Annotated in this window: 28 protein-coding genes; 27 read left to right on the top strand and 1 reads right to left on the bottom strand. The window is 40.0% G+C overall.

All coding sequences use genetic code 11. The annotated features are described in order from the left end of the window. Window positions 1-6 precede the first annotated feature (6 nt). The 27 genes from rplP (at window position 7) to HMPREF9449_RS13420 (ending at window position 15,355) form a co-directional block, all read left to right on the top strand. Window positions 7-426 carry a 50S ribosomal protein L16 gene (gene rplP, locus HMPREF9449_RS13545; protein WP_009137832.1) on the top strand — a complete coding sequence of 140 codons (420 nt, stop codon included), beginning with the start codon at window positions 7-9 and terminating at the stop codon, window positions 424-426. A 44-nt stretch (window positions 427-470) separates the two neighbouring features. Next, a complete protein-coding gene (gene rpmC, locus HMPREF9449_RS13540; RefSeq protein WP_009137831.1) occupies window positions 471-671 on the top strand; it encodes a 50S ribosomal protein L29 in 201 nt (66 codons plus the stop codon). 4 nt (window positions 672-675) lie between these two features. Beyond that, window positions 676-933 carry a 30S ribosomal protein S17 gene (rpsQ, locus tag HMPREF9449_RS13535; protein WP_009137830.1) on the top strand — a complete coding sequence of 86 codons (258 nt, stop codon included), beginning with the start codon at window positions 676-678 and terminating at the stop codon, window positions 931-933. 2 nt (window positions 934-935) lie between these two features. Further along, on the top strand, window positions 936-1,301 hold the full coding sequence (gene rplN / locus HMPREF9449_RS13530) for a 50S ribosomal protein L14 (RefSeq protein ID WP_009137829.1): 366 nt from the start codon (window positions 936-938) through the stop codon (window positions 1,299-1,301). Window positions 1,302-1,388: 87 nt separating this feature from the next. Then, window positions 1,389-1,712 carry a 50S ribosomal protein L24 gene (gene rplX / locus HMPREF9449_RS13525; protein WP_009137828.1) on the top strand — a complete coding sequence of 108 codons (324 nt, stop codon included), beginning with the start codon at window positions 1,389-1,391 and terminating at the stop codon, window positions 1,710-1,712. A 160-nt stretch (window positions 1,713-1,872) separates the two neighbouring features. Next, window positions 1,873-2,421, top strand: a complete 549-nt coding sequence (gene rplE, locus HMPREF9449_RS13520; protein ID WP_009137827.1) for a 50S ribosomal protein L5 — start codon at window positions 1,873-1,875, stop codon at window positions 2,419-2,421. Window positions 2,422-2,432: 11 nt separating this feature from the next. Further along, a complete protein-coding gene (gene rpsN / locus HMPREF9449_RS13515) occupies window positions 2,433-2,702 on the top strand; it encodes a 30S ribosomal protein S14 (RefSeq protein ID WP_009137826.1) in 270 nt (89 codons plus the stop codon). Between the two features lie 20 nt (window positions 2,703-2,722). Then, window positions 2,723-3,118 (top strand): 30S ribosomal protein S8, encoded by a 396-nt coding sequence (rpsH, locus tag HMPREF9449_RS13510; protein ID WP_009137825.1) that lies wholly within the window; start codon window positions 2,723-2,725, stop codon window positions 3,116-3,118. A gap of 18 nt (window positions 3,119-3,136) precedes the next feature. Beyond that, window positions 3,137-3,691, top strand: a complete 555-nt coding sequence (rplF, locus tag HMPREF9449_RS13505) for a 50S ribosomal protein L6 (protein ID WP_009137824.1) — start codon at window positions 3,137-3,139, stop codon at window positions 3,689-3,691. Between the two features lie 22 nt (window positions 3,692-3,713). Then, complete coding sequence (gene rplR, locus HMPREF9449_RS13500; protein ID WP_009137823.1) at window positions 3,714-4,070, top strand: 50S ribosomal protein L18; 357 nt, start codon at window positions 3,714-3,716, stop codon at window positions 4,068-4,070. A 12-nt stretch (window positions 4,071-4,082) separates the two neighbouring features. Further along, on the top strand, window positions 4,083-4,589 hold the full coding sequence (gene rpsE, locus HMPREF9449_RS13495) for a 30S ribosomal protein S5 (RefSeq protein WP_009137822.1): 507 nt from the start codon (window positions 4,083-4,085) through the stop codon (window positions 4,587-4,589). A gap of 11 nt (window positions 4,590-4,600) precedes the next feature. Continuing rightward, the gene (gene rpmD, locus HMPREF9449_RS13490; protein ID WP_009137821.1) at window positions 4,601-4,783 is read left to right on the top strand and encodes a 50S ribosomal protein L30; all 183 of its coding nucleotides are present in this window, start codon (window positions 4,601-4,603) and stop codon (window positions 4,781-4,783) included. 27 nt (window positions 4,784-4,810) lie between these two features. Further along, window positions 4,811-5,257 carry a 50S ribosomal protein L15 gene (gene rplO, locus HMPREF9449_RS13485; protein WP_009137820.1) on the top strand — a complete coding sequence of 149 codons (447 nt, stop codon included), beginning with the start codon at window positions 4,811-4,813 and terminating at the stop codon, window positions 5,255-5,257. Between the two features lie 113 nt (window positions 5,258-5,370). After that, window positions 5,371-6,711 carry a preprotein translocase subunit SecY gene (gene secY / locus HMPREF9449_RS13480; RefSeq protein WP_009137819.1) on the top strand — a complete coding sequence of 447 codons (1,341 nt, stop codon included), beginning with the start codon at window positions 5,371-5,373 and terminating at the stop codon, window positions 6,709-6,711. A gap of 119 nt (window positions 6,712-6,830) precedes the next feature. After that, window positions 6,831-7,658: a type I methionyl aminopeptidase gene (gene map, locus HMPREF9449_RS13475; RefSeq protein ID WP_009137818.1), complete on the top strand. Its 828-nt coding sequence runs from the start codon at window positions 6,831-6,833 to the stop codon at window positions 7,656-7,658. A gap of 3 nt (window positions 7,659-7,661) precedes the next feature. Then, window positions 7,662-7,883, top strand: a complete 222-nt coding sequence (gene infA, locus HMPREF9449_RS13470; RefSeq protein ID WP_009137817.1) for a translation initiation factor IF-1 — start codon at window positions 7,662-7,664, stop codon at window positions 7,881-7,883. A gap of 95 nt (window positions 7,884-7,978) precedes the next feature. Then, complete coding sequence (gene ykgO, locus HMPREF9449_RS16310; protein WP_071987208.1) at window positions 7,979-8,095, top strand: type B 50S ribosomal protein L36; 117 nt, start codon at window positions 7,979-7,981, stop codon at window positions 8,093-8,095. Between the two features lie 30 nt (window positions 8,096-8,125). After that, window positions 8,126-8,503 carry a 30S ribosomal protein S13 gene (gene rpsM, locus HMPREF9449_RS13465; protein WP_009137816.1) on the top strand — a complete coding sequence of 126 codons (378 nt, stop codon included), beginning with the start codon at window positions 8,126-8,128 and terminating at the stop codon, window positions 8,501-8,503. Between the two features lie 12 nt (window positions 8,504-8,515). Beyond that, complete coding sequence (gene rpsK, locus HMPREF9449_RS13460) at window positions 8,516-8,905, top strand: 30S ribosomal protein S11 (protein ID WP_009137815.1); 390 nt, start codon at window positions 8,516-8,518, stop codon at window positions 8,903-8,905. Between the two features lie 69 nt (window positions 8,906-8,974). Next, complete coding sequence (rpsD, locus tag HMPREF9449_RS13455) at window positions 8,975-9,583, top strand: 30S ribosomal protein S4 (RefSeq protein ID WP_009137814.1); 609 nt, start codon at window positions 8,975-8,977, stop codon at window positions 9,581-9,583. A 14-nt stretch (window positions 9,584-9,597) separates the two neighbouring features. Next, complete coding sequence (locus HMPREF9449_RS13450) at window positions 9,598-10,590, top strand: DNA-directed RNA polymerase subunit alpha (RefSeq protein ID WP_009137813.1); 993 nt, start codon at window positions 9,598-9,600, stop codon at window positions 10,588-10,590. Between the two features lie 5 nt (window positions 10,591-10,595). Then, a complete protein-coding gene (gene rplQ, locus HMPREF9449_RS13445; RefSeq protein WP_009137812.1) occupies window positions 10,596-11,108 on the top strand; it encodes a 50S ribosomal protein L17 in 513 nt (170 codons plus the stop codon). 173 nt (window positions 11,109-11,281) lie between these two features. Next, window positions 11,282-11,515 (top strand): hypothetical protein, encoded by a 234-nt coding sequence (locus tag HMPREF9449_RS13440; RefSeq protein WP_009137811.1) that lies wholly within the window; start codon window positions 11,282-11,284, stop codon window positions 11,513-11,515. Between the two features lie 440 nt (window positions 11,516-11,955). Then, entirely contained in the window at window positions 11,956-12,324 is a 369-nt protein-coding gene (locus tag HMPREF9449_RS13435; protein ID WP_009137809.1) for a hypothetical protein, read from the top strand. Next, complete coding sequence (locus HMPREF9449_RS13430; protein ID WP_009137808.1) at window positions 12,321-12,893, top strand: hypothetical protein; 573 nt, start codon at window positions 12,321-12,323, stop codon at window positions 12,891-12,893. The genes HMPREF9449_RS13435 and HMPREF9449_RS13430 overlap by 4 nt, the downstream gene beginning before the upstream one ends. Window positions 12,894-13,197: 304 nt before the next feature. Further along, window positions 13,198-14,484 (top strand): phosphopyruvate hydratase, encoded by a 1,287-nt coding sequence (gene eno, locus HMPREF9449_RS13425; RefSeq protein WP_009137806.1) that lies wholly within the window; start codon window positions 13,198-13,200, stop codon window positions 14,482-14,484. Between the two features lie 472 nt (window positions 14,485-14,956). Then, window positions 14,957-15,355, top strand: a complete 399-nt coding sequence (locus HMPREF9449_RS13420; protein WP_009137805.1) for a hypothetical protein — start codon at window positions 14,957-14,959, stop codon at window positions 15,353-15,355. Window positions 15,356-16,226: 871 nt separating this feature from the next. Here the strand turns inward: HMPREF9449_RS13420 and corA are convergent. Beyond that, the gene (gene corA, locus HMPREF9449_RS13415; RefSeq protein ID WP_009137803.1) at window positions 16,227-17,288 is read right to left on the bottom strand and encodes a magnesium/cobalt transporter CorA; all 1,062 of its coding nucleotides are present in this window, start codon (window positions 17,286-17,288) and stop codon (window positions 16,227-16,229) included. Window positions 17,289-17,298 lie beyond the last annotated feature (10 nt).

Here is a 17,298-nt window from a genome sequence, read left to right as displayed (position 1 = left end):
TGAGTTATGTTACAGCCAAAAAGGACTAAATACAGAAGAAGTCAAAAGGGAAGAATGAAAGGAAATGCCCAGAGAGGACATGAACTGGCATTCGGATCTTTCGGAATAAAGGCGTTGGAGTCCATGTGGATCGAAGGACGCCAGATTGAAGCAGCCCGTGTTGCTGTTACGCGGTATATGCAACGTCAGGGACAAATATGGATACGAATATTCCCGGATAAACCGATTACCAAAAAACCTGCGGAGGTACGTATGGGTAAAGGTAAAGGTAATCCCGAAGGTTTCGTGGCTCCAGTAACTCCGGGGCGTATTCTTTTCGAAGCAGATGGCGTGCCGTATGCAGTAGCAAAAGAAGCTTTACGTCTTGCAGCCCAGAAATTACCTATTACGACAAAGTTTGTGGTTAGACGTGACTATTCCGAATAGTCGTCAGACTGTTGATTGTAGAACTAAATTAATTTGACAGAAAGATGAAAAATTCAGAAATTATAGAAATGACCACAGACGATCTTAAAGAAAGAGTAACTGCTGAAAAAGTGGCTCTGAATAAGATGAAAATGAACCATACGATCACTCCTCTGGAAAATACGATGCAAATCCGTGCCAAGAGAAAAGATATCGCTCGTATGTTGACAGAATTACGTAAGAGAGAATTAACGGTAAAGAAGTAAAGTAATGGAAGAAAGAAATCTTAGAAAAGAACGTATTGGTCTTGTCGTGAGCAATAAGATGGAAAAATCCATCACGGTTGCCGTTCATTTTAAAGAAAAACATCCGATCTACGGAAAATTCGTGAATAAGACCAAAAAGTTCACCGCTCACGACGAAAAAAACGAATGTAACGTCGGAGATAAAGTGAGAATTATGGAAACCCGTCCCTTGAGTAAAATGAAGAGATGGAGATTAGTGGAAATCATTGAAAGAGCGAAGTAATCATGATACAACAGGAAACCAGATTAACAGTAGCAGATAACAGCGGTGCCAAAGAAGTACTGTGTATCCGCGTTCTGGGAGGAACCCGGAAAAGATATGCACGCGTGGGCGATAAGATCGTTGTATCTGTAAAAAGCGCCTTACCGGGCGGTGAATTGAAAAAAGGAACGGTTAGTAAGGCTGTCGTCGTTCGTACCGCTAAGGAATATCGGCGTCCCGACGGTTCCTACATCCGCTTTGACGACAACGCTTGTGTGTTGTTAAATAATGCAGGAGAAATGAGAGGAACCCGTATTTTCGGACCGGTTGCCCGTGAAGTTCGTGAAGGTTATACGAAAATTGTTTCGTTGGCTCCCGAAGTACTTTAATAATTTTAGATTTAGAATTCAGGAGCGGGGGGGACTACAAGTCCGATAACCGGTTTTGAAATCATAAATCGTAAATAAAAAAATGCGATGAACAGAAAGTTTCATATAAAGAAAGGTGATTTAGTTTACGTGAATGCCGGAGTCGATAAGGGAAAACAGGGCAAAGTCCTGGAAATGTTTCCTGAACAGGAAAGAGCGATCGTCGAAGGCATCAACATGGTAAGCAAACATACCAAACCCAATGCGAAAAATCCGCAGGGAGGGATTATTAAAAAAGAAGCTCCGATTCATATTTCCAATCTGAACGTAGTAGATCCTTCTACCAACAAACCTACTCGTGTCGGCCGCAAGCTGAATGACAAAGGGAAATTAGTCAGATATGCGAAAAAATCAGGAGAAATCTTGAAGTAAGATAACAGTACGGTTGTAGTATAGTCGGAAAGGACAAGTTGCAAGTTACCTCAGAACTTGTAACTTGTCAATAGACGACTTGCAACTTTTGAATTAAATTTGTAGCTTTGCCGCCGCAAATATTTATGCTGTGGGATACAGCCAATTAATAAAATAACGAATGAAATACGTACCAAGTTTAAAAACAAAGTATAACGAAGAAATTGTACCGACCTTAATGAAAGAATTCGGATACAAGTCAGTTATGCAGGCCCCTCGGTTGGAGAAGATAGTAATCAATCAGGGCGTAGGTTCCTCTATTCAGGACAAAAAAATTCTTGAATTTTCAGTGAACGAAATTGCGGCTATTACAGGGCAGAAGCCTGTGACAACGAAATCCGTAAAAGACGTATCTAACTTTAAATTGCGTAAAGGCATGCCGATCGGCGTACGGGTTACATTACGTAAAGAACGTATGTACGAGTTCCTGGAAAGGCTGATTACTTCAGCTTTGCCGCGTATCCGCGACTTCAAAGGAATTAACAGTAAGCTGGACGGCAGGGGCAACTATACATTAGGACTCGATGAGCAGATCATATTCCCGGAAATTGTGCTCGACAATGTGCATAAAATTATGGGTATGAATATAACATTTGTGACTTCGGCTAATACCGACGAAGAAGGTTTTGCTCTTCTGAGAGAATTTGGATTACCATTTAAAAAGAATTAAAACCAGAGAAAATGGCAAAAGAATCAATGAAGGCCCGTGAAATGAAGCGTGCAAAATTGGTAGAAAAGTACGCAGCAAAACGGGCAAAGTTAAAAGCTGAAGGCGACTATGCAGGATTGAGTCTTCTTCCGAAGAATTCCAATCCTATCCGTTTGCACAACAGGTGCAAACTGACCGGCAGACCGAGAGGTTACATGAGACAATTTGGTATCAGCAGAATCCAGTTCCGCGAAATGGCATCTGCAGGTTTGATACCGGGAGTGAAGAAAGCTAGTTGGTAATATTTAAAAGTAAGAAAGAAATGACAGATCCAATAGCAGATTACCTTACGCGTTTGAGAAATGCGATAAGAGCCGGTCATAAAGTAGTAGATGTTCCCGGTTCAAATATGAAGAGGGAGATCACTAAGATCCTGAAAGAAAAAGGATATATTTTGAATTATAAGTTTGAACAAGACGGAGCAAAAAGTAATATTAAGATTGCTCTTAAATATCATCCGGAAACGAAATTACCTGCCATTCAATCTTTGGTGCGGGTATCTAAACCGGGTTTAAGACGCTACACCAATGTCGAAGAAATGCCGCGTGTATTGAACGGCTTGGGGATTGCCATCTTGTCTACTTCTATGGGATTGATGACAGACAAAGAAGCTCGCCAGAAAAATGTAGGCGGTGAAGTATTGTGTTATGTGTATTAATTTAAAAGTGAAGAAGAGATGTCACGTATAGGAAAATTACCGATTCATATACCACAAGGAGTTACGGTAGCCGTAAGTCCGGATAACACCGTCACAGTAAAAGGTCCGAAGGGACAGCTTTCCCAGCAAGTAAGCAAAGATCTTACTGTAACAGTAGACGAAGAAAATGTGCATGTAGCACGTCATACAGAAGATAAGGAACATAAAGCAATGCATGGTTTATATCGTGCTTTGATCCATAATATGGTAGTAGGTGTTTCTGAAGGTTATACGATCAAACAGGAATTAGTCGGCGTCGGTTACAGAGCGAATGCTGACGGACAGATTCTGGAGTTGGGTTTGGGATATTCCCACTCGATTTTTCTCCAGTTGCCGGATGAAGTAAAAGTTTCCGCTGTTACGGAAAAACGTGCGAATCCGATTATTACCCTGGAAAGTTGCGATAAACAACTGATCGGTCAGGTAGCTGCTAAAATCCGTTCTTTCCGCCGTCCGGAACCTTATAAAGGTAAGGGTATCCGCTTCGTAGGTGAACAGGTACGCCGTAAAGCAGGTAAGTCAGCTAAAGTTTAATCACCTAAAGTAAGTAAAAGTTATGGCTTTAACGAAGGAAGAAAGAAGATTAAGAATAAAGAGGAGAATTCGGAAGATTGTCTCCGGAACAGCTGAGAGACCCCGTTTGAGCGTATTCCGTTCAAATGCGCAGATTTCCGTACAGCTGATAGATGATGAAGCAGGTAAAACGCTTTTATCTGTCTCATCCTTGAGCAAGGAAATTGCTGAAAAGAAAGGCACAAAAACAGAACAAGCTGCTTTGGTGGGTGCTGCTGTTGCAGAAAAAGCAAAAGCAGCCGGTATTGAAGTAGTGGTATTCGATAGAAACGGTTATTTGTATCACGGAAGAGTGAAAGCTTTAGCTGACGCTGCCCGTAACGGAGGTCTTAATTTTTAAAAGTTAGCAGGAATGGAACAAAAAATTAATAATACTGACTTGGAATTGAAAGACAGATTGGTGGCTATCAATCGGGTGACCAAAGTTACTAAAGGAGGTCGTACCTTCAGTTTTGCGGCTATTGTCGTTGTCGGAGACGAAAACGGTATTGTAGGCTGGGGACTGGGAAAGGCAAATGAAGTCACTACAGCTATTGCCAAGGGTATAGAAGCAGCTAAAAAGAATTTAGTGAAAGTACCGGTGTATAAAGGGACAATTCCTCATGAACAGGTGGCTCGTTTCGGAGGTGCTGAGGTATTTATGAAACCCGCTTCTTCCGGTACGGGAATGGTTGCCGGAGGTGCTATGCGTGCCGTATTGGAAAGTGCTGGTATCCATGACGTATTGGCGAAGAGCAAAGGTTCTTCCAATCCTCATAATCTGGTAAAAGCCACTATTGCTGCTTTGAAACAGATGAGAGATGTCCGTATGGTGGCTCAGCAAAGAAATGTGAGTGTGGATAAAGTGTTTAACGGTTAATGAGATGAGTTATGGCAAAGATTAAAGTTACATTGGTAAGAAGTAAGATCGGTAGCGATAAACGTCAGGTAGGCACTTTAACAGCTCTGGGTTTAAATAAAATCAGCAGCAGTGCTGAACACGAAGCTACTCCTCAGATACTGGGTATGATCGCTAAGGTGAAACACCTGGTAAAAGTGGAAGAAGTAAAGTAATTGTCAAACGATTTTAATACATATAGAATGGATTTAAGTAGCTTAAAACCGGCTTGCGGTTCCACTCACCACGAAAAGAGAATAGGCCGCGGACAGGGTTCGGGAAAAGGAGGTACTTCTACAAGAGGACACAAAGGTGCCAAATCAAGATCCGGCTTTAAACATAAGATCGGTTTTGAAGGAGGTCAGATGCCGCTTCAGAGAAGAGTGCCTAAATTCGGTTTTAAAAATATCAACCGGATTGAATTCAAGGCTATAAATATCAGTATGCTTCAGGAATTGGCTGAAAGAGACAATCTGACAGCTATCGATAAAGATATATTGATTAAAGCCGGCCTGCTCTCAAAGAATGATCTTTTGAAGATATTAGGTAATGGTGTACTGAAAGCAAAGCTGGAAGTGAAGGCGGATGCTTTCTCTAAAAAGGCTGTAGAAGCTATCGAAGCTGCTGGAGGTGCAGCAATCGTTTTGTAAAACAAAACGGGTCCATAAAGTCCGTAAGGTCTGTAAAGAGCTAAGGTCGCAGACTTTCGACTTTTTGACTTCCGGCTTTATTGACTTTATGAACTATTAATAAGGAAGAACTTATGAAGTTATTTGATACATTAAAGAACATTTGGAAAATTGAGGAACTCCGGACCCGGATTCTCATGACGGTAGGGCTGATAGCTGTATACCGTTTGGGTACAGAAATCGTACTGCCGGGTATTGATCCAGCTGGGCTTGCTGCTTTGAAGGAGCAGACTGCGACAGGAGTAATGGGTTTGTTGGACATGTTTTCCGGAGGAGCATTTTCGAATGCTTCGGTATTTGCATTGGGTATTATGCCTTATATCTCAGCTTCTATTGTGGTTCAGTTGCTGGGAATCGCAGTGCCTTACTTCCAGCGTATGCAGCGGGAAGGAGAAAGCGGAAGGCGTAAAATCAATCAGATTACCCGTTATCTGACTCTGATCATCCTCGTATTACAGGGAGCAGCGTATCTGACCAACTTACATGCACAGATTCCAGAATGGGCATTTGTGATCAAAGGAGCTTTCTTTACAATTTCGTCTGTCATTATTCTGGCCGCCGGCTCTATGTTTGTGCTGTGGCTGGGTGAAAAAATTACGGATAAAGGTATCGGTAACGGAGTTTCCATCATCATTATGATTGGTATTATTGCCCGTTTGCCTTTTGCTTTCTTTGCGGAAGGAGCTTCCCGTATGTCTCAGCAAGGCGGCGGAATGGTCGCTTTATTGGTGGAATTGATTCTGTTGTTCCTGGTATTCTGCGGAACAATACTGTTGGTACAAGGTACCCGTAAAGTTCCTGTACAATATGCGAAACGTATTGTAGGAAATAAACAATATGGCGGGGTTCGCCAGTATATACCTTTGAAAATCAATGCGGCCGGTGTAATGCCGATCATCTTTGCCCAGGCTTTGATGTTGCTGCCGATTTCATTTGTCAATTATGCAGCTTCTGAATCTTTATCGGGATTTGCTGCTGCTTTTTCCAATTTTACCGGTTTCTGGTATAATTTTACGTTCTTTATTTTGATAGTATTGTTTACTTATTTTTATACTGCAATCACTATCAACCCTCAACAAATGGCGGAGGATATGAAGAAGAACGGTGGGTTTATACCGGGAGTGAAACCAGGCAAGAAGACTATGGAATTTTTGGATACGATTATGTCACGCATTACTTTGCCCGGGTCTATTTTCTTGGGGATCGTTGCTATATTACCGGCTTTTGCAATAATTGCCGGAGTGAATAATCAGTTTGCACATTTCTATGGAGGTACTTCATTGCTGATTCTGGTAGGAGTGGTATTGGACACCTTGCAACAGATTGAGTCCCATTTGTTAATGCGTCATTACGACGGATTGATGAAGACGGGAAGGATCAAGGGAAAGACTCCGGGAGGACCTGCTGCATATTAAGAAACAGAAGTCGTAAAGTTGCTGAAAATATTCGGGGCTTTGCGACTTTTTTACGCTCATCTTCCACTTTTAAAAGCTTGGAACTTTGAGACTTTTAAAAAAAGTATTACTTTTGCGGCATGATTTTTTTAAAGACAGCAGAAGAGATTGAGTTACTGAGGGAGAGTAATCTTCTGGTTGGAAAGACTCTGGGTGAAATGGCAAAGCATGTTCGTCCGGGGATTTCAACTTTAGAACTGGATCGTATCGCAGAGGAATTTATCCGGGATCATGGAGCCCTGCCCGGCTTTTTAGGATACGGCGGATTTCCGAATACCTTGTGTATTTCCATTAACGAAGAGGTGGTACATGGAATTCCTTCCGCCCATCGTATTTTGAAAGAAGGAGATGTCGTTTCCATAGATTGCGGGACGTTGAAGAACGGGTATTATGGAGATAGCGCCTATACCTTTGAAGTGGGAGAGGTCCGGGAAGAAGTCCGGAAATTATTGCGTACCACGAAAGACGCTTTGTATCGGGGTATTGAAAAAGCAGTTGCCGGATTGAGGATAGGAGATATTGGCTATGCCGTACAGAGTTATTGTGAAGCAAACGGTTATTCGGTAGTCCGGGAGTTGGTCGGACATGGTGTCGGACGGGATATGCACGAAGAGCCTCAGGTGCCGAATTACGGACGTCGTGGACAAGGGACGAAATTAGCGGAGGGAATGGTCATTGCGATCGAACCGATGATCAACCTGGGAAAGCGTCACGTCTATCAGGATGCCGACGGATGGACCATACGGACACGTGACAGAATGCCTTCGGCTCATTTTGAGCATACTGTAGCTATAGGCAAACACGGGGCCGATATTTTGTCTTCGTTTGAATTTGTAGAAAAAAATTTAGAGAAAAAATCCCTGAAGGGAGAGAATACCTCTGAACAATTTGATAATCAATTAAATTAAAGTATGGCAAAACAGCCGTCAATAGAGCAAGATGGAGTTATAACCGAAGCGTTGTCGAATGCGATGTTTCGGGTAGAGTTGGAGAACGGACATATTATCACCGCTCATATATCCGGGAAAATGCGGATGCATTATATAAAAATTCTTCCTGGGGACCGGGTGAGGGTAGATATGTCGCCCTATGATCTGACGAAAGGCAGAATTACGTTCAGATATAAAAATTAAATTCATCGATACGTTTAAGGAGCTGAGATTTTTTCGGAGGTTTCAGGGAGGTGAGCTGTCGATGTATTATTTGTGAATATTCAAATTTAAAAACCATGAAGGTAAGAGCGTCCATTAAAAAACGTAATGACGATTGCAAGATTGTAAGAAGAAAAGGCGTTTTGTACGTCATTAACAAAAAGAACCCGAAGTTTAAACAACGTCAGGGTTGATTCATTAATCTGTAAAATTAAAAGAGATTTATGGCAAGAATCGTAGGTGTAGATTTACCCTCAAACAAAAGAGGAGAAATAGCCTTGACCTATATCTTCGGTATAGGTAGAAGTAGTGCCCGGACCATTCTGAGTAAGGCCGGCATCGATTTTGACACTAAGGTAAAAGACTGGAATGACGACCAGCTCGCAGCTGTACGAAAAGTGATCAATGCAGAGTACAAAGTTGAAGGAGAGCTGAGATCTACCATTCAGATGAACATCAAGCGTTTGATGGATATCGGTTGTTACCGGGGTATCCGTCATCGTCTGGGATTGCCCGTAAGAGGACAAAGTACAAAGAACAATGCCCGTACAAGGAAGGGTAAGAAGAAAACTGTTGCTAACAAGAAAAAAGCAACTAAATAATTGAATTGAATTATGGCAAAGAAGTCTACATCAAACAGAAAACGGTTAGTTAAAGTAGAAGCCGTTGGACAAGCACACGTTCATTCATCTTTCAATAACATTATTATTTCGTTGACGAATCAAACCGGTCAGGTTATTTCATGGTCGTCAGCCGGTAAAATGGGATTTAAAGGATCGAAGAAAAACACTCCTTATGCTGCACAGATGGCAGCCAGCGATTGTGCAAAAGTGGCATTTGATCTCGGAATGAGAAAAGCCAAAGTATATGTAAAGGGTCCGGGTAATGGTCGGGAATCAGCGATCCGCGCTATTCATGCAAGTGGGATTGAAGTATCCGAAATTATCGACGTAACTCCGCTGCCGCATAACGGTTGCCGTCCCCCGAAACGCCGGAGAGTGTAAGGAAATAAGAATCATTGGAGGATTTTTATTTTCAATTTATTGTAACGTGTAAATATAATTCGAAGTAAAATGGCTAGATATACAGGACCTAAGTCTAAAATAGCAAGAAAATTCGGGGAACCGATTTATGGCCCGGATAAAGCACTGGAACGGAGAAATTATCCCTCCGGACAGCATGGTTTGGCCCGTCGCCGGAAGAAAATTTCGGAATACGGAGTTCAGTTAAAAGAAAAACAAAAAGCAAAATATACTTACGGTTTGCTTGAAAAACAATTCCGTAATTTATTTGAAAAAGCAGAACGCAGCGGAGGTGTTACCGGTGAAGTGTTGTTACAGATGCTGGAATGCCGTCTGGACAATACCGTTTATCGGTTAGGGATTGCGCCGACCCGGGCAGCTGCCCGCCAGTTGGTGTCCCACCGTCATATTACCGTTAACGGTACCGTATGCAATATCCCGTCCGCCGCTGTAAAGCCGGGTGATATTGTGGCCGTTCGTGAAAAATCAAAAGCATTGGAAGTTATAGCAGAAGCGTTGAGAAGCAACCGGGTGATCAAATATTCCTGGCTGGAATGGGATGCCGCTTCCATGAGTGGTAAACTGCTGAATGTTCCGGAGAGAAGCGATATCCCGGAAAACATCAAAGAACAGTTAATCGTAGAATTGTATTCTAAGTAATAAATAAAATATTTATGGCAATATTAGCTTTCCAGAAACCGGACAAAGTAATCATGCTCGAGTCGACAGACAAATTCGGTAAATTCGAATTTCGTCCGCTGGAGCCGGGTTACGGAATCACCATTGGTAATCCGCTGCGCAGGATTTTGCTCTCTTCCTTGGAAGGGTTTGCGATTACCGGTATAAAAATTCATGGCGTAGAACATGAGTTTGCTACCATTCCGGGAGTAATCGAGGATGTGACCGAGATTATCCTGAATTTGAAGCAAGTTCGGTTTAAGAGAAAAGTAGAGGATGTGGAGGATGAAAGGCTGACTGTTCTTGTTTCTGGGCAGGAAACTTTTACTGCAGGGGATATCAACCGGTTCCTGACAGGTTTCGAGGTGTTGAATAATGACCTGGTCATTTGTAATATGGACCCCAGCGTTAATTTCCAGATGGAAATCACCATCCAGAAAGGACGCGGATATGTACCCAGCACTGAAAATATGCCGATAGATGCCGATATGGGATTTATTCCGATCGATGCAATTTACACCCCTATCAGAAATGTAAAATATGAGATAGAGAACTATCGTGTGGAAGGTAAAACGGACTATGAACGACTTTTACTTGAAATAGAAACCGATGGTTCTATTAATCCTACCGATGCTTTGAAAGAAGCTGCTAAAATTCTGATCCATCATTTCATGTTGTTTTCCGATGAAAAGATTACCCTGGAATCAGAAGATAAATACGGAAATGAAGAATTTGACGAGGAAGTGTTGCATATGCGCCAACTGTTGAAGACAAAACTCGTCGATATGGATCTTTCTGTACGGGCTTTGAACTGCCTGAAAGCAGCTGAAGTGGAAACTCTGGGAGAATTGGTAAAATTCAATAAGAACGACTTGTTGAAATTCCGTAATTTCGGTAAGAAATCTTTGACGGAATTGGAAGCTCTGCTTGAAAATAACAACCTTGAGTTCGGTATGGATGTATCTAAGTATAAATTAGACAAGGAATAAGTAAAATGAGACATTGTAAGAAATTTAATCATCTGAATAGAAAAAGCGCTCATAGAAAAGCATTACTTTCTAATATGGCAGCTTCTTTGATTCTTCACAAAAGAATCTATACTACAGTTGCCAAAGCAAAAGCTTTGAAAATATATGTTGAGCCCCTGATCACCAAAAGCAAGAACGATAATATGCATTCCCGCCGTGTGGTGTTCAGTTACCTTGGACAAAAAGAAGCCGTTACCGAATTGTTCAAAGAAGTAGCCCCGAAAATTGTAAACCGTCCCGGTGGATATACCCGTATCCTTAAAACAGGAAACCGCATTGGGGATAATGCCGAAACTTGTATGTTGGAATTGGTGGATTTCAATGCTACTTATACCGAAGTAAAACAGGAAGTGAAGAAAACGGCTACCCGCAGAAGAAGATCTTCCTCTAAAAAAGCAACTGCTGACGTTTCTGACGCTGTAGTGGAAGAAGCTTCCCAATCTGCTGCTCCCGAAACAGAAGCTCCTAAAGCAGAATAACCTTATTCAACTCTTTATAAAAACCGTTTTGCTCAGACAGAACGGTTTTTTTTATGTCCGGCTGCAGACAAAAATGGGGGTTATTTATTTTCTTTTTCTTTTTTTATAGAGGCTTTTATTTAGAATTGTATCCTATTCCTGTTAATTTTTATAGGAATACGGAGTACTTTAAAATGACATTTTTTCTTCAGAAATCTGACGATTTAAACAGTAATTTAAAAATAGATAACAGTCGTGATTTGAATTATCAATATAATTATTTAAGTTTGTTGAATAAGGCCAGCCGTTCGGGAGTTCCTCAAGTCCGTTACCGTTATACGGCTGGAGGAGAGAAGTTGGGCGTAACGGATTATTCTGGCCGAGATTACGATTACCGGGGTTCTTTTTACAGAAGGGAAATTCGTTAGAAAAAAATTAAAAAAGAACTGAAGCTGTGAAATGGAGCAGAAAATTATTGGTAATTATGAGTAAAATATTTTTGAAAAGCTCTTTTTTATATTATTTGTTTAAATATCATTAGCCGTAATCGTTTATGAGATAATATTTAATATAAGTCAAATGGTTCATATTAAGTATTGTTTTAATGACGGTCTTCCGAATGGTAATATGGGATGTTTGTTACCTATTTGTGAACGAGAATATTTTTATGAGTTAATTATAACTACAAAGGTGATAGTTGTTTATGCTATTTTTGGACTGATTTTATCCGTTTATTGTATAAGAAAAATAGATCATTATAATGTGTAATTTTGATAGTCATAAATGATAATAAAAAGTCCTGTTGACTAAATTACTTTGGTTAACGGGATTTTATTCTGCATTTTTGAAACGATGAAATCGGGTAAATTTGCTAAACCTGCAGGCAGCGGTATCGGAAAGAATACTCTTTAATAAGAATCTTAAAGGTCCGGATTCTTTCCGTATATCTGTCAATCAGGGGAATAGTGGTGTACAGAGGGATTTTACACTGGTTGAACAAGTGGAAAATATATTAGGGGTTCACGAGTATACCGGTCATGGGGTTCGTAAATACGGTGATCATAATAAAACTCATTATATGGCTTATGACTTGCAGGTAGATCATCCCAGTTGGCAAAAATGTACGCCGGTATTCAGGGGAGATATCATGCGGCGATATAGGCATACCGTAACAGAAGAGAATCCTGATTATTATTATAAAGTATATGATAAATTTTTAAAATATTGGTATAAATGAAACTTTTCAAGATTTTGTTTTTGATCATTCTGTTTTTTCCGGAGCGTGAAATAGTTTTCGGAAAAAGTCATAAGGATGGCATAACTATTACCATAGATAGTGCCTACAGTAATCAGTATCCGGAAGGTAATTATTTTATAGGTATGGTCTTTTTGAATATAACTGTGATCAATCGAAGCGATAGTGTTGTAACTGTTTATATGCCAAATATACCTGCGCCACAATTGCCTCATGGCTTTGATTGTTACGGAATATTTCGTTCCGATACGCTGGAATTAGGTACGATTTTTTCTTCACTGATCTTAGAACCGAATACTTTGGAGAGCCGCCAATATATCTATGGTAATGGAAAGTTATATACGCTTTATGAAAAATACGGTTATCCTTCTCCTCAAAAATTTTTGCAGGATTTGGTTCGTGAAAGTCGTTACTATTTTATATTCGATCGTCGTGATACATGTATGGTAGAATCCGATTCGACCTTAGAAATCCAATTTTTAGGACGTTTTGGAGAAGAAGGAGAATGGATAGAAGTGCGTCCGCTTCGCAAAGAGAAACTTCGTGACTAATAAGGCTTTTTTTCTTATTCCTCTTCTGTTTTGAAAATAGGAGAGGAATTTTTTTATAGTTATTGAACTGATTCCCTATACAAGAGGAGGAATATATTGCCGACAAATGGTTATGCCCTCTTTACTGGGTCAGGAAAAAGGAATGATCTTTATTTTAAAAGAAAAGAATGGTATAGAATATTTCTATAAGGTGATGTTGTTTATAGATGACTTTTATTTTTTTCGGTTTTCTTTTTCGTTTTTCCGTTCTTTTGTCGTAACTTGGATGAATAAAATAGCGTTAAATTAAAAAATATAAAAAATTATGACACATATTGTAGAAATCGTTGGCCGGGAGATTTTAGACTCCCGTGGTAATCCCACTGTGGAAGTGGATGTTTTATTGGAATCGGGCGTAATGGGAAGGGCGGCTGTGCCCTCAGGGGCTTCAACCGGAGAGAATGAGGCTTTGGAATTGAGGGATGGAGATAAATCACGGTATATGGGAAAAGGTGTATTGAAGGCTGTTGAGAACGTAAATACCGTTATTTCGGATGCATTGTTAGGAATGGATGTTATGGATCAGGTGGGAATCGACCGGATGCTTATCGAATTGGACGGGACGAGGACGAAGTGTAATTTAGGTGCCAATGCGATGCTGGGAGTATCTTTGGCTTGCGCTAAAGCTGCTGCTAATGTATTGGAAATACCTCTGTATCGCTATATAGGAGGATGTAATGCGAAGTTATTGCCTGTACCGATGATGAATATTATTAACGGAGGCTCTCATTCGGATGCCCCTATCGCTTTTCAGGAATTTATGATCCGGCCGATCGGCGCCTCCTGTTTTAAGGAAGCTTTACGGATGGGGGCAGAGGTGTTTCATACATTGAAAAAAGTATTACACGACCGGGGATTGAGTACAGCTGTCGGTGACGAAGGCGGGTTTGCTCCTGCTTTGGAGGGAACGGAGGACGCATTGGATTCTATTATGAAAGCGATAGAAAAAGCTGGATATAAACCTGGTAAGGACGTTATGATCGGTTTGGATTGCGCTTCTTCGGAATTTTATAAGGACGGGGTGTACGATTATACCAAGTTTGAAGGTTCTCACGGGGCTCGTCGTACTTCTGCCGAACAGGTACTTTACCTGGAAGAATTGATTTCCAAATATCCGATTGATTCCATAGAGGACGGGATGGCTGAAAATGATTGGGATGGCTGGGAAATGCTTACGGCTAAAATAGGAGATCGCTGCCAATTGGTGGGAGACGACCTGTTTGTAACGAATGTAGAATATTTACAAAAGGGAATTGAATTGGGTTGCGCGAATTCCATCCTCATCAAAGTGAACCAGATCGGTACGTTGACGGAAACTCTGGATGCCATTGAAATGGCTCAACGCGCTGGGTATACTACAGTTACTTCTCATCGCTCCGGGGAAACAGAAGATGCCACTATTGCGGATATAGCTGTGGCTACTAATTCCGGACAGATTAAAACGGGCTCTCTGAGCCGGTCCGATCGTATGGCGAAATACAACCAATTATTACGGATTGAGGAACAACTGGGGAAAGATGCTAAATTTTGTGGAAAGAAGTTTAGTAAGTAAGGAAATATTTCAAATAAAGAAGGCCGTCGAATGAAAAATTTGACGGCTTTATTTTTTTATAAAAAGGATTACTTATAGAATTTTAAATAATATTCTTTTTCTTTTTAAAGATTTTGCAAAATTCACCTACTGTTTTTATCTATTTTCTTCTTTGTAAACAATTTAAATATATATTTAATATCTATTTAAGTTGTTGTGCATTGTTAATCAATGTGTTAATTCTTGAATTTTACTTTTTTAGGAATAATAATGGGGATTAATTCCCCTATTTTTTTCTGAATTTCTACAAAATTCTACACTTATTTTTTTTGACAAGAAGGGAAACGAACCTAGTTTGCTCTTTATCAGTTAGATAGAAATGATAGGAATTCCATAAGTATTTTTTGGTATAACTTTTTCAGGTATAAGAAAAGAAAGCGGGGAGTGATCACATTTAAGAAAGACGATTGTTAAACTTTAAAATTTTTGAGTCATGAAAAATCTAGTAACAAATGTATTGGTGATGGTATCATTGAGTTTATTTTTCGTACCGGCTTCGGCTGCTGTAACAGCTGAGGGAGGACCGTTTATGTCGAGAGATACGATTAGAGAAGATACTTTGAAAAAAGATGTACCTTCACAAAATCTTTATTTTGCTCAGCAAGAAAATGTATATACAGCCGTGGAAACAGCTACTCTTCCGGAAGCCGTCACGAAAGCTGCCGCAGCAAAATACACCGGTTATACGATAGAAGCGGCTTATAAAGGAAGTGCAAATGATTACAAATTAATCTTGAAGAAAGATGATGCGAAAGTAACGGCATATTTCAGTGAAGCAGGAGAGTTTGTAAAAGAGGAAACTGTTACTTCGCCTGCAGCTATGCAAGGCTGATTTTCAGATAACCTTTTTTGAAAAAGCTGCCAGTACGAACTGACAGCTTTTTGTTATATAGAAATATCGGTTGTTTCTTTTTTACCTGTTCTTTTCGTTTCCCTGTCGTTTTGTATTTAAAAATTTAAGCTTTCCACAAACTCTTTTAATTTCAGAGAAGTTATTTTATCTTTGTGCTGTGTAGTATGAAGGTGTAGACTGAAAGCAATAAAAAGAGATTTATATTTATTCTTGAGAAAAAATCCGCCAGATTTTAATGATACAGGAATAAATGCAGGTGATATTTACGTTCAAGCGTGGATTCTTGTATTTATTTGTATCGGGGCTTCTGGCGGGGCCTTTTCTCAGATAAATGCAGATCCACGTTTTTTGTATCGGTAAATGTTGATTTTTTTAATCCAATGTTTGTAAAATTGGATGTTATATCGTTCTATTTTGAAAATTTTAGTATATATTTGTGTCGTTAGGAGCCTGTTAAAAAGGTTCTGTAATGACCAGTTTATCACTTATATTATTCTTATAGTGAAATCCGCCAGATTTCTACAAAACACGGGAATAATACTTTATTCCTATATGCGTGGACTGCGTTGTCTATGTTTGTGTTTGGGCACCTGGCGGAGCCTCACTATAAACAGACGGCGAGTCCACGTTTTTGTGGGGGGAAAGAAGGTTTTAGGAGAGGGTGTTTCTCTTCGTCGTTAGTATAAGTAAAGGAGAGCCGCAAGGAAGGTAAAGAAAGGGGAGGGCTCTTGACGTAAGCTGAAAAGTTACGGTATATACTTACAGATAAAAGGGCAGGGGAAGCGGTTATCTTTCCTGAAATAACACACACAAATCACTCATGCTGCTTTCCTGCCCTTCTTTTATAAAATTATATCCATTTTTTTCTTTTAAAGAACAGTAGCATAATAATAACGATGACAAGCATAACGGCCCATAATATAAAATAAGCCCAATGATATTTCAAGGCCGGAATGTATTCGAAATTCATCCCATATACTCCAACGATGAAAGTAAGAGGGATAAAAATGGCCGAGAAAATTGTCAGGATCTTCATGACATCGTTTACATTATTACTTATATTACTATTGTATATATTTTGTTGGTCGGCTACCATCATATAATAGATTTCAATGGTTTCTAAAGCTTGAGTAACAAGGCTTTTGAGGTCTTTCAGGTAATTCAGCGTCCTATCGTTAATCAAATCTGAGTCGGAGGTCATAAAACGGGTCATTACTTCCTTGACAGGACGGATATTTTTACGGATATAGGATAGTTCTGTTTTGTAACGGTAGATATCTTCTATGATTTTCTTATCGGCAGTCAGCAATTGTTTCTCCTGAGCTTCGATATCGCTTCCCAGATTTTCAATTGTCAAGATATAACCGTCTACCAGTGTATCCATTAATGCATAACAAAGGTAATCCGGACTATAAGACCGAATCTTGGAAAGTCCGGAAGCCAGTCGTTTGTCTATATCTTCAAAATAAGGAGAGGCGGATTCCTGAATCGATATCAGATAATTTTTACCCAATATAAAAGAGATCTGATCGATTTGAATTTTTTGAATGTCCGGATTGTAAGACAACGTTTTGAAGATGATAAAAATATGTTTTTCATCTTCTGCGAGTTTAGGTCGTTCGTCTGTATTCAGAATATCTTCCAGGATAAGGGAAGGAATGTCGAAGATTTTCCCGATTTGTTCGATATATTTTGTATTGTGAAGCCCGTAGAGAGAAATCCAGGTGACGTGATCGTCTGCTATATATTTTTCGATGCCCGTCAGGGATTTCGGATGTTCCTCTTTCAGGCTTTCATTATTATATTGCACTACTCGCAGCAAAGGATCTTTCATTTTTTGTTGGCCGATAAATATCAGGGATCCCGGGGCAGCTCCTTGCGATTTCGATTTGTTTTTGAGAAAGCGAGCCATAATTTGGTCA

Source organism: Odoribacter laneus YIT 12061 (assembly GCF_000243215.1).
Taxonomy (GTDB): Bacteria; Bacteroidota; Bacteroidia; order Bacteroidales; family Marinifilaceae; genus Culturomica; species Culturomica lanea.
This window is presented reverse-complemented; position numbering and strand designations above follow the sequence as displayed.

Bases quoted from the DNA above. Each gene is read 5' to 3' on its own strand.
- rplP (WP_009137832.1), top strand. From the start codon at position 7: ATGTTACAGCCAAAAAGGACTAAATACAGAAGAAGTCAAAAGGGAAGA.
- rpmC (WP_009137831.1), top strand. From the start codon at position 471: ATGAAAAATTCAGAAATTATAGAAATGACCACAGACGATCTTAAAGAA.
- rpsQ (WP_009137830.1), top strand. From the start codon at position 676: ATGGAAGAAAGAAATCTTAGAAAAGAACGTATTGGTCTTGTCGTGAGC.
- rplN (WP_009137829.1), top strand. From the start codon at position 936: ATGATACAACAGGAAACCAGATTAACAGTAGCAGATAACAGCGGTGCC.
- rplX (WP_009137828.1), top strand. From the start codon at position 1,389: ATGAACAGAAAGTTTCATATAAAGAAAGGTGATTTAGTTTACGTGAAT.
- rplE (WP_009137827.1), top strand. From the start codon at position 1,873: ATGAAATACGTACCAAGTTTAAAAACAAAGTATAACGAAGAAATTGTA.
- rpsN (WP_009137826.1), top strand. From the start codon at position 2,433: ATGGCAAAAGAATCAATGAAGGCCCGTGAAATGAAGCGTGCAAAATTG.
- rpsH (WP_009137825.1), top strand. From the start codon at position 2,723: ATGACAGATCCAATAGCAGATTACCTTACGCGTTTGAGAAATGCGATA.
- rplF (WP_009137824.1), top strand. From the start codon at position 3,137: ATGTCACGTATAGGAAAATTACCGATTCATATACCACAAGGAGTTACG.
- rplR (WP_009137823.1), top strand. From the start codon at position 3,714: ATGGCTTTAACGAAGGAAGAAAGAAGATTAAGAATAAAGAGGAGAATT.
- rpsE (WP_009137822.1), top strand. From the start codon at position 4,083: ATGGAACAAAAAATTAATAATACTGACTTGGAATTGAAAGACAGATTG.
- rpmD (WP_009137821.1), top strand. From the start codon at position 4,601: ATGGCAAAGATTAAAGTTACATTGGTAAGAAGTAAGATCGGTAGCGAT.
- rplO (WP_009137820.1), top strand. From the start codon at position 4,811: ATGGATTTAAGTAGCTTAAAACCGGCTTGCGGTTCCACTCACCACGAA.
- secY (WP_009137819.1), top strand. From the start codon at position 5,371: ATGAAGTTATTTGATACATTAAAGAACATTTGGAAAATTGAGGAACTC.
- map (WP_009137818.1), top strand. From the start codon at position 6,831: ATGATTTTTTTAAAGACAGCAGAAGAGATTGAGTTACTGAGGGAGAGT.
- infA (WP_009137817.1), top strand. From the start codon at position 7,662: ATGGCAAAACAGCCGTCAATAGAGCAAGATGGAGTTATAACCGAAGCG.
- ykgO (WP_071987208.1), top strand. From the start codon at position 7,979: ATGAAGGTAAGAGCGTCCATTAAAAAACGTAATGACGATTGCAAGATT.
- rpsM (WP_009137816.1), top strand. From the start codon at position 8,126: ATGGCAAGAATCGTAGGTGTAGATTTACCCTCAAACAAAAGAGGAGAA.
- rpsK (WP_009137815.1), top strand. From the start codon at position 8,516: ATGGCAAAGAAGTCTACATCAAACAGAAAACGGTTAGTTAAAGTAGAA.
- rpsD (WP_009137814.1), top strand. From the start codon at position 8,975: ATGGCTAGATATACAGGACCTAAGTCTAAAATAGCAAGAAAATTCGGG.
- HMPREF9449_RS13450 (WP_009137813.1), top strand. From the start codon at position 9,598: ATGGCAATATTAGCTTTCCAGAAACCGGACAAAGTAATCATGCTCGAG.
- rplQ (WP_009137812.1), top strand. From the start codon at position 10,596: ATGAGACATTGTAAGAAATTTAATCATCTGAATAGAAAAAGCGCTCAT.
- HMPREF9449_RS13440 (WP_009137811.1), top strand. From the start codon at position 11,282: ATGACATTTTTTCTTCAGAAATCTGACGATTTAAACAGTAATTTAAAA.
- HMPREF9449_RS13430 (WP_009137808.1), top strand. From the start codon at position 12,321: ATGAAACTTTTCAAGATTTTGTTTTTGATCATTCTGTTTTTTCCGGAG.
- eno (WP_009137806.1), top strand. From the start codon at position 13,198: ATGACACATATTGTAGAAATCGTTGGCCGGGAGATTTTAGACTCCCGT.
- HMPREF9449_RS13420 (WP_009137805.1), top strand. From the start codon at position 14,957: ATGAAAAATCTAGTAACAAATGTATTGGTGATGGTATCATTGAGTTTA.
- corA (WP_009137803.1), bottom strand. From the start codon at position 17,288: ATGGCTCGCTTTCTCAAAAACAAATCGAAATCGCAAGGAGCTGCCCCG.